Genomic DNA, 17,891 nt, shown 5'->3' on the forward strand with positions numbered 1-17,891 from the left:
CTTATAGTATTACCCTCGTAAAACCGAATCACGAATACAAAAAGCAACAGGAGAAGCCTGAACATCTATGCGAAACCACTTTTGAAACATCGCAACATCCATACTGCGGACGACCAGCCTTTCCTCCCCTCTTCGTGATACTACGTACAATTTCAGCGGGCGGAATCTGTCACATCGGGTGCCCGGTAATTGCCGCACCGCGCTGTGACTTTCTGAATCAATTTTCAAAAAGCAAAAAAAGGTAAAACGTTAACCAGAAAGCCGTGTTCTCTGCACCTCAGCATGGTTTACCTGTTGATATACCAACCGGAATACAGGAATAACGTTCACCCTGTCTCGCTGGGATCCACTTATACGGGAAAGCAAGTTCAGTGTAAATAAATTGTAAAACTTAATTATTTAAGTTTCACTTATGAAACTTAAATTAACTTTAAATAAACATTAAATTTAAGTGGCTTTTGGCCCTAATAATTTCTGATAGCACAAAAATGTATGGTCCGCCTCGTTATTGCAACAGTAAATGTCGATAACGGGGTTGGTTATGCGCTAATGTATTCGGAGTCTGATTAGGCGCTTTCGCAACCCGCTCCACGATGAGATCCGCGCTGGATTATCCTCAAAAAACCGAAAGCTTCTGTGAGCTGTTTTTTGTGTCAGGTTTTAATCCAGTGGTTCTACCGTTTTCGTCATCATATTTATCATTGCAAACCTGGTGCTAACGCTTTGCTATTGAATGCTTGTTTAGTTTTCATTACTGCCCATGCTATTCGTACCAGCTTGTTGGCCAGAGCGACGGTTACAACATTGAATGGCTTTGTGGCGCGTAAATTAATTAGCCACTCGCCATAAATTTTACCGGTCTTATCTGGTCGGGACATGACCGCCCTGGCTGCATGGATAAACAAGGTCCGGAGCTCTTTGTTACCCCGTTTGCTTATCCCCAGTAATTTGGGTTTACCGCCAGTCGAATACTGCGCCGGAACCAGTCCTAACCATGCCGCCATGTTTCTCCCACTTTTAAAGTCAGTGGCGCTACTGATGTTGGCAATACAAAGACTCGCTGTCATGTCTCCAATACCTGGAATGGTTTTAAGAAGCTGGCCTATCGCGTTTGTTTCAACCAGTTGCTTTAGCTTTTTGTCTTGTTTCTCAATGCTCTCATTGAGAAACAGATAGTAATCGTGAAGCTCCGCAAGCTCTTGCATGAGCAGGCCCGGCAATTCCTGTCGTTGCTGAGCAAGCCAGTTAAATAACTGCTTCATCACGCTATGGCCTGTTGGCAGCGCAATGCCAAATTCGAGAAGCAATGCGCCTATGCGGGACATACATGCTGTCCGGTCTTTAATATAACCGTGCCTGGCTTTATGAATAGCGGAAATGACCTGTGCTTCTTCCGACTTTACGCTGACAAAGCGCATATTGGGTCTTGTCGATGCTTCGCATATTGCTTCTGCATCTATGAAATCATTTTTATTGCTTTTAACGAAGGGATTTACATATTGCGGAGGGATCAGTCTGACTTTGTGCCCCATCGACTCACACTGCCTGCCGAGCCAGTGCGCACCGCCACAAGCCTCGAAAGCAATTGTGCATGGCGTTAACTGATGAAGAAAATGAATGAGTGCAGTGCGGGAAAACTTTTTGCGGATGATTTGGTTATCTGAATAATCACGGCCTATCACATGAAAGGATGATTTGCCTAAATCGATACCAAGAACTTTAATAGTAGACATGATGGTTCGCCTCTTTGATTGCCTAACTCTAAGACTAGCTTAGAGGTGAGGCGGACCATCTAATTAAACCGCCCGGAGGCGGTTTTCAATTCATACTCACCGGCGATTTATTACCACCAGGTAATGTAGAACGCTGCAGTCACCAGTGTGATTGCAATGGCTGCGATATTGAAGCCGGAGGACGTAGCAAAGCTGACTTCACCCAGTTCAATAGCATTGTCGTGATTGCCCTTTTTCTCAGACAGAGAAATCAGCACGGCCAGACCCACACACATCAAAAATACAATACCTACACGGTCAATGAAGGGAACGTCAGGAAAGAACATACGACCCGCAAGGCTGAAGAAGAACGACCCCAGCGCAGCAACCAGACCCCCATTTGCTGTGGTTTTCTTCCAGAACATACCCAGTGCAAACAGGGCAACTATGCCCGGCGTGAAGAAGCCGGTGAATTCCTGAATATACTGGAATGCCTGATCAAAGTTACCCAGTAGCGGTTTAGCCACCAGCATAGCAATGATTAACGACACCAGACTGACAATACGGCCCACTTTCACATAGTGATTTTGTGGTTTATCCGGATTTTTAGGCTTGTAGAAATCCATGGTGAAGATGGTAGAAACACTGTTGGTCATTGATGCCAGTGAAGACACGATAGCCGCTACCAGTGCGGCGAAGATCAAACCTTTCAGACCAACCGGCATTAATGTCATCAGAGACGGGTAAGCCTCATCAGCACGATTCAGATCCGGCACCAGTATGACCGCAGCAATACCCGGTAACACCACAATCAAAGGCATCAGCAGTTTAAGGAATGCCGCAAACGCGATCCCTTTCTGCGCTTCTTTAACGCTTTTAGCAGCCAGAGTACGCTGAATGATGTACTGGTTAAAGCCCCAGTAAGACAGGTTCATGATCCACATACCGCCAATCAGTACAGAGATACCCGGCAAGCTCTTATAGTGCGGATTATCTTCAGAAAGAATCATATCGAATTTTTCCGGCAGACGGTTTGTGATATCAACAAATCCCTGAATCACACCGTTACCGTCACTGATCAGGTTCAGCGCCGTGTATGACAGGAACAGACCGCCCAGCACTAACAACACTACCTGGATGATATCGGTCATGGCCACAGCCTTCAGGCCGCCGTACAGTGAATAGGCCAGTGAAAACACGCCAAGGAACAACATACCGTACATCATGTCTACGCCGGCGATGGTATTAATAGCCAGCGCACCCAGCCACAATACAGCCGTGAGGTTCACGAATACGTATACTGCCAGCCAGAATACCGCCATAACGACACGCACACGGTGGTCATAGCGCTGTTCCAGGAACTGGGGCATGGTGTAAATTTTATGCTTCAGGAAGATTGGCAGGAAGAACTTACCTACAATCAGCAACGTTATGGCTGCCATCCACTCATAAGAAGCTATGGCTAAACCGATGGTATAACCAGAGCCGGACATTCCGATGATTTGTTCAGCGGAAATGTTAGCAGCGATCAATGATGCCCCAATCGCCCACCAGGGCAGGCTTGAGCCAGCAAGGAAGTAATCATTGGTATCCTTCTCATGGCCTTTCTCCTCGCGGGAGACCCACCATGCGATCCCAATAAGCGCGATGACATATATCACAAAGACTGTGATATCCAACGTCTCAATGTTCATATTATTTCCCAACAGAATGTTATTTTTATCAGAATGTCTTATGACAGTCAGGCAAACGCCCCCTGTTCAGCCGAGCAAATGTAAATGTTTTGTTTATACCCGGTCCGCGCATAATAATGTTTATTAACGGCTTCTTCTACCTGACTCAGCAGATTTTTTGGCACCAGTGCCACAACACAACCACCGAAGCCGCCGCCGGTCATCCGCACACCACCCTGCTGTCCGATAACGTCACTGACAATTTCTACCAGTGTGTCGATAGGTTTTACCGTGATCTCAAAGTCATCCCGCATGGAGGCATGTGAGGCAGCCATCAACTCACTGACGTCAGCAGTGCGATCTTCATTGAGCGCATCAAACATAGCCAGAGTACGGATATTTTCTGTGATGATATGCCGTGCACGGCGGTATACCACGTCTGTCATTTTATCTTTCGCGGCGTCCAGCATGGCCATACCGGCTTCCCGCAGGCTTTTCACACCCAGTGCTTCTGCAGCCGCTTCACACTGCTGACGACGCACATTGTATTCGCTGTCTACCAGCCCGCGTTTCACATTAGAGTTAATGATGACAATGCTGTATTTGTCGGGGATAGGCGTATGTTGAATAGCCAGAGAACGGCAATCCAGCAACATGGCAGAATCTTTCTTGCCCATGGCTGAAATTAACTGGTCCATGATGCCGCATGAGCAACCGACAAAGGTATTTTCCGCCTTCTGGCCGAGTAACGCAGCTTCGACCCCGTTTACGTCGAGGTTGTAAAGTGCCTTGAACATTTTCACAATCGCGACTTCAAATGACGCCGACGAACTTAATCCGGCGCCTTGTGGCACGTTGCCTGTCACCACCACATCAGCCCCTTTTAAATCAGGATAACGGGTCAGCAGCACCTTACATACACCGCGAATATAGTTCGACCAGGTCGCCTCTTTGACATGCTCAATGTTATCCAGAGAGAAAGTATTACGCTGACCGTCATAATCCAGCGCTACCACATCAATAACACGGTCATTTCTGGGCGACGCCGTGATCCAGGTACCAAAGTTAATTGCTGCCGGAAATACAAAGCCTTCATTGTAGTCAGTATGTTCGCCTATCAGGTTTACCCGGCCGGGAGCCTGTACAGTGACCGCAGGGGTGCTGCCGAAAGCCGCTTCAAAAGCGGAAATAAGTTGTGCGTTATCAGTCATGGCTTCGTGCCTTTTTATAGTGAACTTCCGGTAAATCTTTTAATCGTTGCGCTGCCTGCTCCGGGGTCAGATCCCGTTGGGCTTCAGCCATCATTTCATAACCCACCATGAATTTGCGTACCGATGCAGAACGCAGTAGCGGCGGGAAGAAATGCGCATGCAGTCCCCATTCGCCATGGGCTTTATTATCGAATGGCGCACTGTGCCAGCCCATAGAGTAAGGAAAAGAAGTCTCGAACAGGTTGTCGTAACGGGTGGTAATGTTGCCAATGATTTCAGCCAGGCTCTGTTGCTGGCCGGCGGTTAAAGCAAGCAGTGAATTGGCTTCAAAACGGGGTAACAGCAGTGTTTCAAACGGCCACGCTGCCCAGTACGGTACTACAACAGCCCAGTCATCATTTTTACAGACAACCCGTTCATCAGCCTCTGTTTCACGCTTCACGTAATCAAGCAATAAACTGGTGCCGTATTTTTCGGTATACGCCGTAAAGCGGGCTTGTTTCTTTTCCGCCAGCGTAGGTAAATGATGCTGTGCCCACACCTGACCATGGGGATGGGGGTTTGAACAACCCATCAGGGCACCTTTGTTTTCAAACACCTGGACCCAGGTGTAATCTGCACCCAGTTCTTCAGTTTGTTTAACCCAGCATTTCACCACGTCAAGACGCTCTGCGTCGCTGAGCTCAGGCAGGGTTTTACTGTGGTCGGGTGAGAAACAAATAACCCGGCTGCAGCCCTGTTCAGCCTGAAAAGTGAAAAGGGGATCATCGGATGACGCATCCGGCGTATCCTGTTGCAGGGCAGCAAAATCGTTCGTGAATACATAAGTACCGGTATACGCCGGGTTCAATTCACCGTTCACGCGGGTATTGCCGGGACACAGATAGCAGGTTTCGTCGTATTGCGGACGCTCTTCATTTGAAGGCGGTTCATTCTGGCCCTGCCACGGACGCTTTGCACGGTGGGGAGACACTAACACCCACTCTCCTGTCAGCGGATTAAACCGGCGGTGAGGATGGTCGGTCGGGTCAAATGCTGTTGTCATTGCTTCTCTCATTACTCTGCTACCTTCTTGTGCCTTAAGACCGCACAAATCAGGTAAACGTTTAACCTTTTAAAATAAATCTTTCCTGTGTAATCACAGGAAAGTGGGTAATTATTGCGTTGAAAAACCGTATTTTATGCGCGTTACATGGGCTTCCCCCGGCTCAACCCAGCCCAGAGGAAACGACGGCTGATTAGGCGTATCAGGAAATGCCTGCGGTTCCAGACACAGTGCACCGTCATCGGTAAACGTTGCAGTATCACCGGATGCGCCACTCAATCCGTTGGCGCTGTAAAACTGAATGCCCGGCGTGTTAGTCCATACCGTCATCACACGGCCGCTGGTTTCATCGACAACCTGCGCTGCAGGCTCATCTTCATCCGCAGGAAAAGTATCGAGCACAAAATTATGGTCGTACCCGCTGCCCGCACGTATTTGCGCATCATCTGCGCCGATATCCTGACCAACAGGTTTTAATTTCCTGAAATCAAAAGGTGTACCGCTGACTTCCTGTAATTCTCCGGTTGGCACAAATTCAGGTCCCACCGGGGTAAATCTGCCGGCATTAATCATCACTTTATGGGCAAGCACATCACCGCTTCCGGCCAGATTGAAGTAGCTGTGACTGGTAAGACTTAACGGCGATTTCGCCGTACTGTTAACTGTCATCGTCAGCAGCACTTCGTTGTCGTTATTCAGCGCATAGACAGCTTCAATGTGCCGTGTGCCCGGAAAACCACCTTCCCCGTCAGCGCAATCCAGCGACAGGGTTAACGTAGCAACCGTATCATTACTGTCAGTGACCACCTGCCAGCACTTTTTGTTAATACCGGCGCTGGCGCTGTGTAAATTATTTGTGCCTGAATTCTGCTCCAGTTCGTACACCGTGTCGCCAATAGCAAAACGTCCGTTTGCAATGCGGTTAGCGTAAGGCCCGACGAGTGCCCCTAAAAAAGCGCCATCTTTAACGTAGTCGTCAATGCTTTCAAAACCGGCGACAACATTTGCGAAGTTACCGTCTCTGTCTGGCGCCAGAATAGCCGTGACAATGCCGCCATAGTTGGTGATCTTCACGGTCATTCCGTTGTCATTTGTCAGGGTAAACAAGCTGACGGGTTTGTCATTTACTTGTCCGAACGGGGCTTGAGTTATCTTTGGCAAAATCACATTCTCTGAAAATTGTTTCTGTAAGCCCTACTGTGCCTGAAATCCGGTCATTCACACAACGCTTACGTTAAACATTAACACATACGCAACAAATAGGGTATACGTTTTCCCTCTTTTTGAAAAGGCTCTGTTAAAGGATTTTTGCCTTTGTGAAAGCATTCGTCAGGATTTTTTTAATGCAATCGGTTGAAATATTCATAAGATAGACGGCAAATAAATGAAAACATTTACCCTTAATCCGGTGAGCTAAGCGTGATTTGGTAGAACAATTCCGCTGAGCAAACCTGTACAAGGGCCGCACTGGCTACACAATGGCAACTATAAAAGATATCGCTACCGCCGCGGGCGTGTCGCTGGCAACTGTGTCACGGGTTATCAATAACGGCCCCAAAGTAGGCGACGCCACACGGGAACGTGTGAAAAAAATCATGGAAGAAATGGGCTACCGGCCGAATGCCAATGCCCGCGCACTGGTAACAAAGCGCAGTGCATCTTTGGGCGTTGTGATCCCCGAATTTCATGATCCCTTCTTCGCCACCCTGGCTCATGGTATTGAAACCGTTACCCGTAAACAGGAAGTCCAGATCCTGCTCAGTGCCGGTTCCATTGAGCAGTCGACAGAACGCAGGGCAATTGAAACTTTGCTGGAACACCGGGTTGAAGCCATGGTGGTGCACAGCAAAGCGTTACCGGACGAAGAGATTATTCAGTTTGCGTCTCAGATCCCGGGGTTCATGCTGATAAACCGGTATATTCCTGAAATCGCCAACCGCTGCGTCTGGCTGGATAACGAAGCCGGCGGGCAGATCATGGCTGAACACATGATAAAACAGGGTCATAGCAAACTGGCAGTAATTTCAAGCCGTTATCAAATTGCTGATCCCGCCATGCGCTTACAGGGAATACGCAATGCGATGGCAGAATTCGGCCTTTCTGTTCCCGACAGTCATATTGAATATGGTACGCCGGATCAGGAAGGAGGCGAGCAGGCTGTGCAGAATTTGCTGGCAAGGGGGATCGAGTTTACCGGCATAATGGCCTACAACGACGCCATGGCTTCCGGCGCGATGTCTATGTTGCAGGATCACAACCTGGAGATTCCCGGGCAGGTGTCTGTGATCGGATATGATGACGTTCTGCTGGCAAAATACTGTCGCCCGAAACTTACCACTCTGCGCTACCCGATAGAAATGATGGCAGCCCGCGCCGCCGAACTGGCTTTGAGCTATGCCAGCGGGAATACAAAAACATCAGAAGACACTTATAAGTACACCCCGACTATTGTTAAACGGGAATCAGTGGGACGCCCGCCTTCAAGGTAAAGATCAGTCAAGATAGGTAAAGTCGCTCGAAAGCTGCCGAAAAGGGTGAAATGATAACTCCGACAGTCACCGGATTGTGGCTGTCAGGGAAAACCTGAAGCCCTGTAACCCCATTACCAGCGTTTTCATGGTTTCCTGCTCTCTTTTGCGAGAATACCTCGGGCGCTTCATGCGCCCTTTTTTGTGGGCTTTTTGTTTTTTCTCCGATTCCCTGACATTATGTGCTCCTGGCATCACGCGGGAAAACATCAGGAGCATTCATGGCAGAATTTGAGGAAGTCACACAGGCAGCAACAGAAGAACGTCTGGCATCACGGGGAGAAAGGTTTGCTGCGGCTGTCATTGATATAGTGATTTCGATACTCGCATCCCTTCCGTTTTTCTTCTACACAGGCCTTGAAGCCCTCGAAAACCCCGATATGACATTAGTGGTCACCGGCCTTGTTTACAGCATTCTGATTTATATCGTGATTAACGGATATCTGTTGTTTCATTTCGGTCAAACGGTAGGAAAGCGTTTTTTGAATATCCGGATAGAAGATTTACAGGACCGTCAGGCTGGTTTAGGCCGTATTCTGCTGATGCGGTTCCTGCCGGTTCAGGTTGTCACCAACATACCTTTTATTGGCGGCATACTTGGCCTTATCAACATTGCATTTATCTTCAGGAAAGACCATCGCTGTGTTCATGATCATATTGCCGGCACCCGTGTATGCCGTGTACCGGATGAACTCAGGGTTTAATTGATCCTGCGCATATCAGGGTCTGTTCAGACAGGCACAGGCAGAGTAAGCTGAGAATTCTTTCATTCTCACACGGAATAAGCCTGTGTTTGCACTGGACGCATCCCTTCATGCCTGGTTTGTATTCGGACTGATAGCCCTGGCTGCAGCAGCCATGCTCAGCAATAAAGTGCGCTACGATTTTATTGCCATCGGAGTCATTTCAGCCCTTACCCTCAGTGGCATCATGTCTGCCCGCGAGGCGGTATCCGGCTTTGGCAACAGCGTGGTTGTACTGATTGCCGGTCTGCTGGTCATCGGTGAAATGCTGGATAAAACCGGCGTAGCCAGTATCACTGGCGACATCATTCAGTCTGCCGGCAAGAAGAGCAAACACGGCCTGCTGGCCATTATTATGCTTGCCAGCGCCTTTCTGAGTGCCATCATGAGCTCTACTGCGGTGGTGGCGATTTTCATCCCTGTCATTCTCGGTATCGCAAAACGCAATCAGCTGCCTGCGTCGTCACTGTTGCTTCCCATGTCATTCGCCGCACTGGTGTCTGGAATGCTCACACTGATTGCCACGCCGCCAAATCTGGTGATCAGCGCGAGACTCAGTGAGTCCGGCTACGCGCCCTTAGGTTTCTTTTCATTCTCGTTACCCGGCCTGCTCATTCTTGCTGCCACCATTTTTTTTGTTGTCTTTGCAGGCCGTAAATTACTGCCACAGAACGATGCTGCGCAGGTTCCGGATATCTATCACCGGAAACTGGCGCATCTGATGGAAGATTACTGCAGCGACCGCGAGATCACTGATGTGATGATAAGCGCCAAAAGCGCACTGAACGGCGTGACTGTCGGGATGAGCGGACTCTATACCGGTTACGGCATCCGCATTATCGGCATTGCCCGCCATCAAAACGGACAACATCAGTATTTCACAGCGCCCCACGCCGGTTTTGTGCTATCGGAAAAAGATATTCTTCATCTTTCAGGCGCTCCTGAGCAACTTCACATGGCCTGTACTTCACTTCAGCTACAACCGGTAACACTGTCGGCAACGCAGAAACAACAGGAAAACTGGGAGCTTGGTGCAACAGCAGTGCTTATTCACCCGAATTCCCGGCTGGCAGGGAAAACAATTAAGGATGTGCGGTTCCGCGACCGCTATCATCTGGATGTCATTGGCCTTCGCCGCAATCAGCAAGCCATACCTGCTGCAGAAGATGTGCGGCTGGTCCCGTCTGACAGCCTGCTGGTGACCGGCGCCTGGAAAAACATTAAAGCGTTGGAAGATCAGAACCACGACTTCGTTGTCCTTGAACGGGCATCAGAAGGAGATGACGTTGCACCCGCTTATAAAAAAATGCCGCTGGCACTCACTATTGTTGCCGCGATGGTGTTGATTTCGCTGTTCGATGTCATGCCACTGGTCATCGCCGTTCTGATGCTGGTAGCGGTGGCAGTAACAGGGCGGTGCTTATCTGCTGAAGAGGCTTACAGGGCGATACACTGGCAGTCTCTGGTGCTGATTGCCGGCATGCTTCCCCTTGCCACAGCCCTGGATACCAGCGGCGGAACGAAAATGATTGTCGATATGTTGATGACACTGGCGGGAGGAAAAGATCCGCAAGTACTGCTGGTGATGCTATTTTTTATCACCGTGGTACTTACCAACTTTCTTTCTAATACCGCATCAGCGGTACTGATGGCCCCGATTGCCATTACTGCTGCAGAACAGGCAGGAGTATCTCCCTATCCGCTGGCAGTGACGGTATTGTTTGCTGCCTCTGCGGCATTTCTAACCCCTGTGGCCTCCCCGGTGGTCACGCTTGTGGTTGAGCCGGGCCGTTACCGTTTTATCGATTTCATTAAGCTGGGCACACCGCTTCTTCTGATAGTTTTCGCAGTCACATACTGGTTTGTCCCTCTGGTGTTTCCCTGGCAGGGTAACTGAGCCCTTTAATCCTTTGCATTGCCGTAACGGTCGTAAATGCCGTGAATTGCGAACACAACAGGCGTTAAAGTAGGGTTCTCAACCCGCTTCCGCTAAACAGGAACAACAATGAAAAATAAAACCCTGCTGGCACTGCTAACCGGTGCCTGTTTCGCGCTTCCTCTGCAAAGTCAGGCAGTCACTGACGATCAGAAAGTCATTCTGGATTTATTACAAACCAATGCAAGACAGGACAATCTGTCTTATCAGATCATCGAATCTCTGACCACAGAAGTCGGCCCCAGACTGGCCGGGACACCCGGTTCTGAAAAGGCTGTCGTGTGGGCTCAGGACACCATGAAGCGCCTGGGTTTCGATAAAGTATGGATTGAAGAAAGCAAGGTTCCCCTGTGGACCCGCGGCGATTTAACCGCGTCAATTTCAGCCCCCTACCCCCATAAAGTCACAGCGCTGGCACTTGGCGGCAGTGTGGGAACAGACGGTAAACCCCTTGAAGCTGAAGTTGTCCGGTTTGCTACGCTGGACGCACTGAAAGCCGCCAAGCCCGGTTCTCTTGACGGCAAAATAGCCTATGTAGCTTACCGCATGGAACGCCACAAAGACGGACACGGCTACGGTAAAGCCGTTGGTGCCAGAGTAGCCGGTGCATCTATTGCAGCTGAAAAAGGCGCTGTAGCATTTCTGTTACGCTCGGTGGGCACCGATGACAACCGACTGGCTCACACCGGGGTGATGCAATACGAAGAAAACATTAAACGCATTCCTGCTGTGGCGATTTCAAATCCCGACGCAGATTTACTGGATAATATGCTGACCCGTGATGAGCCGGTCATGTTTTCCCTCAATACGTCTGCCAGCGGGCCTACGGGCCGCGTAGCGACCATCGCCAATGTTATCGGCGATGTGACCGGCAGTGAACACCCTGAAGAAGTTGTCACGCTGGGTGCGCACCTGGACAGCTGGGATGTGGGCACCGGCGCCATTGATGACGGTATCGGCATTGGCATTACGCTGGCGACAGGCCATTACATTGCTGAATTACCACAGCGTCCGGCCCGCACTGTACGGGTAATTCTGTTTGCTGCTGAAGAAATCGGACTCTACGGAGCTAAAGATTATGTTGTGCAGCATAAGAATGATATGGATAAGCACGTCATTGGCGCAGAGTGGGATTTTGGTAACGGCGCTATTTACGAACTGACTCCGGGCGTGGGCACACAGGCACTGTCTGAAGTGCGTGACTTTGCTGAATACCTTGCACCTTACGGTGTGGGAATGTCAGACAAAAACGACGCTAAGGGCCAGTCGGACATGAGCGCACTGGGCGAAGCCGGTCAGCCGGCGATTAACTTCTCTCCGGACGGCAGTGATTATTTCGACTACCACCACACTGAGAACGATACGCTGGATAAAGTTGAGCCGGAAGCACTGAAGGTAAATACCGGGATCTTCAGCGCCTTCGCATTCTGGGCTGCAACCTCAGAAACCAACTTCAGAAAATAGCCTGAAACGAAAAAGAGCGGCCATGCCGCTCTTTTGCCTGTTGCGCCGCGTAGTCTTTATCTGCCGGACTTCAGCGAGCGCACGAACATCCGGTACTGCCCTTTCACATCGGGATATGTCATAGACTTGTTGTGCTTACCGCCCGGTACAACGTAAATCCACTTATCCATGCTGGGTGACACTTCATACAACTCCCGGCTGAACGTGATCGGCGTAGTACGGTCTTTGTCTCCTACCACCAGGAAAAGCGGCTTATCAAACTGACGGATAAAATCATCGTTTTCGATAATCGCCAGTTCCGGAGACACTTTCAGAAAGGTGAATGTTTTAGTCCAGTCCGGCACCATGTTCTGCACAACATCATTCACTTTGTTAATTGCACTATCGAGCACCAGACCGTCGATGTCCCGCTTCACCGCTACATAGCTGGCGAAAATGGTCCCCATGGAAATGCCGTGTACCACCGTGGGTAAATCATTGGCGAACACTTCTTTAGCGTAATCGTAAACCAGCAGAGAATCCCGTTTGAGATTGTACATTCTTGCTCTTTTGGCCTTATCGCTGGCCCCCGTGCCCTGATAATCTACCCACAACACATTCGCCGGCAGCTTTCCAAACTCGTGCAACAGCGCTGAATTTTTACTGATGGTCATGCCATTGTCAGCAAACAATACAACGTTGACGATAGGGTCCGGATACGCCACAGCCACACCTTTAAGTGTCAACTCTTCACCATTCACGATTTCTACCGTAGTAATGGTCATCGCCGCTTCATCTTTATTCACAGCCTGACTCAGTGCAGTGGTATCAAGGCCGGACGCGGACGCATCCTGATGCAGGAAACTGGAGGAACTGACATCAATAGCACAGCCCGAAAGCTGAAAAACACATGCCAGCAAAAGAAAATTACGAACCAATCTGAACACTTAACTCTACGCTCATTTAACTATCAGGGACATTACAGCAGAATACATTACAGTAATCCGTTGCCGCCGCATAGTAATCAGGATACGGCAGCAACGGAAATCAGGATGAATACCGGAACACCTGAAACATCAGGCGTATTTTGCCAGCAGCGCCCGCGCGGCCGACGTATCAAATGCTTTGGTGATTTTCAGATAAACTGCACTTTCCTCACGGGAAGCCACCACTTCATGGACACCTTCCAGTTTATGCAGTTCAGTTTCCAGTACCGCAGGATCAACTTTATCGAATGATACCTGCATGGAAAGCCGCTTCAGCTTCATCACTTCTTTCAGGCCAAACAATATGACCATCCAGACACATGCACCAATAGCGCCTGCGAGGTAGGCGGTTTTAGGTGTCCAGATGTCAGTCACAACGCCGGACAAGACACCGCCCAGAAACGCCCCGAAGAACTGAAAGCTGGCATAAATGCCCATTGCACTGCCCTTTTGACCGGCCGGAGCAATAGTAGAGACCAGTGCCGGCAGGCTGGCTTCCAGATAATTAAACCCGGTAAAAAACAGGATGACTGCGGCAAACACGACCCACATGTGGTGGTCCTGCATATTCAGCATCAGAAAAGCGGTCATCATCAACGCTGCAGCGGTAATCACCACGGATTTCGGCGTTTGTCCCCGGCTGATCCCCATCAGCACTATCAGACCGATAATCGACACGGCTAATACCGGTAAATAAATCGTCCAGTGGCTCTCCAGTGTCATATCAAACTGAGTCAGAGTAATGGGCAATTGAACAAACAACAGGGTTATCATCATATGTAACGCCATCACGCTGATATTCAGTCGCCAGAGCTGGGGTGAAACAAACAGAGATTTGATTTCAGACACATGCGGAAGGGTATCTCCGCTGGCGCTGATACTGACATCAGGCACCACCCATTTGACCAGCGGCATACAACAAATAGCAAGCACACCGGTGACACCAAATACGCCGGACAGTCCCCAGTTCTGGGCAATTAAGGGACCGACCAGTACCGCGAGATAGAATGAGAAGCCAATGGCAATGCCAATGACAGCCATGACTTTGGCACGCTGGGTTTCCCGGCTCACGTCAGTGGCCAGCGCCATAATTGCACCGGCAATAGCACCCGCCCCCTGCAAGATGCGTCCTGCAATCATCATCACCATGCTGTCGGCTGATGCGGCAATAAAAGAGCCGGCAGCAAAAATACACAGTCCGAGCAGAATAACCGGTTTGCGGCCCCAACGGTCTGACATCATGCCCATGGGAATTTGCAGCGCTGCCTGAGTCAGTCCGTAACCACCTATCGCCAGACCCACCAGCAAAGGTGAATAATCAGGGTAATCCATCGCCGCCACGGCCAGCACGGGCATGACCATAAACAGCCCCATCATGCGCAATACATATACCAGCGCCAGTGCTAATGCGGCGCGAACTTCAAGTGCGTTCAAGTGTGTTCCCGTGCTTCTCTTTCTCAGGCCGCGAAGTGTAACACAAATCCAACATTCGCCCAGTGTCTGATAATGCTCCGGGTGTGATCCCACTAATAACTTAAACGTAGTTAATGATTAATTTTCGTGCCCGTTGTGGCATACTTTCTCTTTTGGCAATTCTCAGGCTTCAATGGATAAAATCGAAATTCGCGGTGCCCGCACCCACAACCTTAAAAACATCGATTTAACCCTTCCCAGAGACAAACTTGTTGTGATTACGGGTCTGTCTGGCTCCGGTAAATCCTCATTAGCATTCGACACACTGTACGCTGAAGGTCAGCGACGTTATGTTGAATCATTGTCGGCGTATGCCCGTCAATTTTTATCAATGATGGAAAAACCGGACGTGGATCATATCGAAGGGTTGTCACCGGCCATTTCCATTGAACAGAAGTCGACATCGCATAACCCCCGCTCAACCGTTGGTACCATTACAGAAATTTATGATTACTTACGTTTAATGTTTGCGCGGGTCGGTACACCACGTTGTCCTGATCACGATGTACCGCTGGACGCCCAGACTATCAGTCAGATGGTAGATAAAGTGCTGTCTATGCCTGAAGGTACCAAGCTGATGCTGCTGGCACCGGTGATTCAGGAACGGAAAGGTGAGCACGTCAAAACATTGCAGAATCTTGCTGCGCAAGGCTTTATCCGGGCCCGCATCGACGGCGAAGTGTGTGATTTATCCGATCCACCCGAACTGGATTTGCGCAAGAAGCACACCATTGAAGTGGTGGTCGACCGGTTTAAAGTGCGGGACGATCTGCAACTTCGTCTGGCAGAGTCCTTTGAGACAGCACTGGAACTGGCTGGCGGAAATGCCAAAGTCGCTTATATGGATGAACCGGACGCGGACGAAATCATGTTCTCCGCAAATTTTGCCTGTCCCCACTGTGGTTACAGTTTAAGTGAACTGGAGCCACGGTTGTTCTCATTTAACAATCCTGCCGGTGCGTGCCCCACTTGTGACGGACTGGGAACAAGACAGTTCTTCGATCCGGTTCTGGTGGTCTCGAATGACGAGCTGAGTTTGTCCGGCGGCGCAATCCGTGGCTGGGATAAACGAAGCTACTACTACTTTCAGATGCTGCAAGCTGTAGCCGATGCCTACAAATTCAGCCTTACAGCGCCTTTCAGCGAGCTCTCTGATGAGGCCCGCGATGTGGTGCTGTACGGTTCAAAGGGTAAGTCTCTGAACTTCAAGTACATCAACGAGCGCGGCGATGTGATGGAGCGCAAGCATCCGTTCGAAGGCATCATTCCGAATATGGAACGTCGCTACCGCGAAACTGAGTCCAATGCAGTCAGGGAAGAACTGGCTAAAAACCTGAGTCAGCAACCCTGTAACAGCTGCGGCGGAACACGACTGCGAACGGAAGCGCGAAACGTATTTATTGAAGGCACCAATCTGCCGAAAATCGCAGATATGTCTATCGCCGACGCCTTTAATTTCTTCGAAACACTGAGCCTGAGCGGTCAGAAAGCGCAGATTGCCGAGAAGATTTTAAAAGAAATTCTCGACCGCCTGGGGTTCCTGGTAAACGTAGGTCTGAATTATCTGTCTATGTCCCGCAGTGCCGACACCCTTTCAGGCGGTGAAGCGCAACGTATCCGTCTGGCCAGCCAGATTGGTGCCGGACTTGTCGGCGTTATGTATGTCCTCGATGAACCTTCTATCGGTCTGCACCAACGTGATAACGAACGCCTGCTGAAGACGCTCACGCACCTGCGGGATTTAGGTAACACCGTATTAGTGGTCGAGCACGATGAAGATGCTATCCGCGAGGCGGATTACATTGTTGATATCGGCCCCGGTGCCGGTGTTCATGGCGGTCAGGTCATTGCTGCCGGCACCATGCAAGACATTCTTGACAGTGAAGACTCACTTACCGGCAAATATCTGTCTGGTCGTGAGAAAATTGAAGTACCGGAAAAGCGCAACAGTGCGAAAGATGATAAATGGTTAACACTGACAGGTGCCTCAGGCAACAACCTGAAAGATGTAACCCTGAAGATCCCGGTTGGCGTAATGACCTGTGTTACCGGCGTATCGGGCTCAGGCAAATCGACGCTGATTAACGATACCTTCTTTAAAATTGCGCACCGCGAACTGAATAAAGCCACCACATCTGAGCCGGCTCCTTACAAAACCATGGAAGGGCTGGAAATGATGGATAAAGTGGTCGACATCGATCAGAGCCCGATTGGCCGTACGCCCCGTTCGAATCCGGCCACTTACGCAGGCATTTTTACGTCCATCCGTGAATTGTTTGCCGGCACACAGGAAGCCCGTTCACGGGGTTACAAAGTGGGCCGCTTCAGCTTTAACGTAAAAGGTGGCCGCTGTGAAGCCTGTCAGGGCGACGGTGTCATTAAGGTAGAAATGCACTTCCTGCCAGACGTATATGTGCCATGTGATGTGTGTAAAGGTAAACGGTACAACCGTGAAACGCTGGAAATTCAGTACAAAGCAAAGAACATCCACGAAGTGCTGGAAATGACGGTGGAAGAGGCCAGAGAGTTCTTTGACGCCATTCCTGCCATTGCCCGTAAGCTGCAAACACTGATTGATGTAGGCTTGTCATACGTGCGTTTAGGCCAGGCTGCAACAACGCTGTCCGGTGGTGAAGCGCAACGGGTTAAGCTGGCAAAAGAATTGTCGAAGCGGGACACCGGCCAGACACTTTACATTCTGGATGAACCGACTACCGGTCTGCATTTCCATGATATTAAACAGTTGCTGGCTGTACTGCACCGCCTGAGAGATCATGGCAACACTGTCGTGGTCATTGAGCACAATCTGGATGTTATCAAAACCGCTGACTGGCTTGTCGATCTTGGCCCCGAAGGCGGTTCAGGGGGCGGTCAGATCATCGCCGAAGGTACACCGGAAGACATTGCTAAAGCGAAGCAGTCTCATACCGGCCGGTTCCTGAAGCCGATGCTGTAAAAAACAGCTTCTCTGAAAAGCGGCGTGATCCGTTAAGGACACGCCGCTTTTTAGTATCTTTCGTCTATCAGGCATCAGCCATCGCTGAACGGCACTTTCCCCTTGAGGGATCCATGCGATAATAGTATCTGTATCCTGAAATGCTGCCTCCGGCGACACAGTAATAACGACAAGAGTGAACTATG

General features: G+C 49.9%; 12 protein-coding genes. 5 read left to right on the forward strand and 7 right to left on the reverse strand.

The features are described from left to right. Positions 1 to 698: 698 nt before the first annotated feature. The 5 genes from DS731_RS19520 to DS731_RS19540 all read right to left on the reverse strand — a co-directional run bounded on the left by DS731_RS19520 (position 699) and on the right by DS731_RS19540 (position 6,715). Positions 699 to 1,733 carry an IS110 family transposase gene (locus tag DS731_RS19520; protein WP_119502885.1) on the reverse strand — a complete coding sequence of 345 codons (1,035 nt, stop codon included), beginning with the start codon at positions 1,731 to 1,733 and terminating at the stop codon, positions 699 to 701. Positions 1,734 to 1,843: 110 nt separating this feature from the next. After that, entirely contained in the window at positions 1,844 to 3,406 is a 1,563-nt protein-coding gene (locus tag DS731_RS19525) for a sodium/sugar symporter (RefSeq protein ID WP_119502886.1), read from the reverse strand. A gap of 47 nt (positions 3,407 to 3,453) precedes the next feature. Then, on the reverse strand, positions 3,454 to 4,596 hold the full coding sequence (gene galK / locus DS731_RS19530) for a galactokinase (RefSeq protein ID WP_119502887.1): 1,143 nt from the start codon (positions 4,594 to 4,596) through the stop codon (positions 3,454 to 3,456). After that, positions 4,589 to 5,641: a UDP-glucose--hexose-1-phosphate uridylyltransferase gene (locus DS731_RS19535; RefSeq protein ID WP_119503521.1), complete on the reverse strand. Its 1,053-nt coding sequence runs from the start codon at positions 5,639 to 5,641 to the stop codon at positions 4,589 to 4,591. The genes galK and DS731_RS19535 overlap by 8 nt, the downstream gene beginning before the upstream one ends. A 111-nt stretch (positions 5,642 to 5,752) precedes the next feature. Continuing rightward, positions 5,753 to 6,715 (reverse strand): aldose epimerase family protein, encoded by a 963-nt coding sequence (locus DS731_RS19540; RefSeq protein ID WP_232373419.1) that lies wholly within the window; start codon positions 6,713 to 6,715, stop codon positions 5,753 to 5,755. A 404-nt stretch (positions 6,716 to 7,119) separates the two neighbouring features. Here DS731_RS19540 and DS731_RS19545 point away from each other — a divergent pair, with 404 nt between their 5' ends. From DS731_RS19545 to DS731_RS19560, 4 genes are all read left to right on the forward strand, one after another. Then, complete coding sequence (locus DS731_RS19545) at positions 7,120 to 8,130, forward strand: LacI family DNA-binding transcriptional regulator (protein WP_119502889.1); 1,011 nt, start codon at positions 7,120 to 7,122, stop codon at positions 8,128 to 8,130. Between the two features lie 260 nt (positions 8,131 to 8,390). Continuing rightward, positions 8,391 to 8,873: an RDD family protein gene (locus tag DS731_RS19550; RefSeq protein ID WP_119502891.1), complete on the forward strand. Its 483-nt coding sequence runs from the start codon at positions 8,391 to 8,393 to the stop codon at positions 8,871 to 8,873. Between the two features lie 85 nt (positions 8,874 to 8,958). Beyond that, a complete protein-coding gene (locus DS731_RS19555; RefSeq protein ID WP_119502892.1) occupies positions 8,959 to 10,809 on the forward strand; it encodes an SLC13 family permease in 1,851 nt (616 codons plus the stop codon). Positions 10,810 to 10,917: 108 nt separating this feature from the next. Further along, positions 10,918 to 12,312 carry a M28 family peptidase gene (locus tag DS731_RS19560; protein WP_119502893.1) on the forward strand — a complete coding sequence of 465 codons (1,395 nt, stop codon included), beginning with the start codon at positions 10,918 to 10,920 and terminating at the stop codon, positions 12,310 to 12,312. Between the two features lie 56 nt (positions 12,313 to 12,368). Here the strand turns inward: DS731_RS19560 and DS731_RS19565 are convergent, their stop codons facing one another. Further along, positions 12,369 to 13,238: an alpha/beta hydrolase gene (locus DS731_RS19565; protein WP_119502894.1), complete on the reverse strand. Its 870-nt coding sequence runs from the start codon at positions 13,236 to 13,238 to the stop codon at positions 12,369 to 12,371. A gap of 129 nt (positions 13,239 to 13,367) precedes the next feature. Further along, complete coding sequence (locus DS731_RS19570) at positions 13,368 to 14,711, reverse strand: MFS transporter (RefSeq protein ID WP_119502895.1); 1,344 nt, start codon at positions 14,709 to 14,711, stop codon at positions 13,368 to 13,370. 172 nt (positions 14,712 to 14,883) lie between these two features. On the opposite strand from DS731_RS19570, the gene uvrA reads away from it, so the two are divergent. Beyond that, entirely contained in the window at positions 14,884 to 17,706 is a 2,823-nt protein-coding gene (uvrA, locus tag DS731_RS19575; RefSeq protein ID WP_119502896.1) for an excinuclease ABC subunit UvrA, read from the forward strand. The last annotated feature ends 185 nt before the right edge of the window (positions 17,707 to 17,891 follow it).

Source organism: Alteromonas sp. RKMC-009 (assembly GCF_003584565.2).
Taxonomy (GTDB): Bacteria; Pseudomonadota; Gammaproteobacteria; order Enterobacterales; family Alteromonadaceae; genus Alteromonas.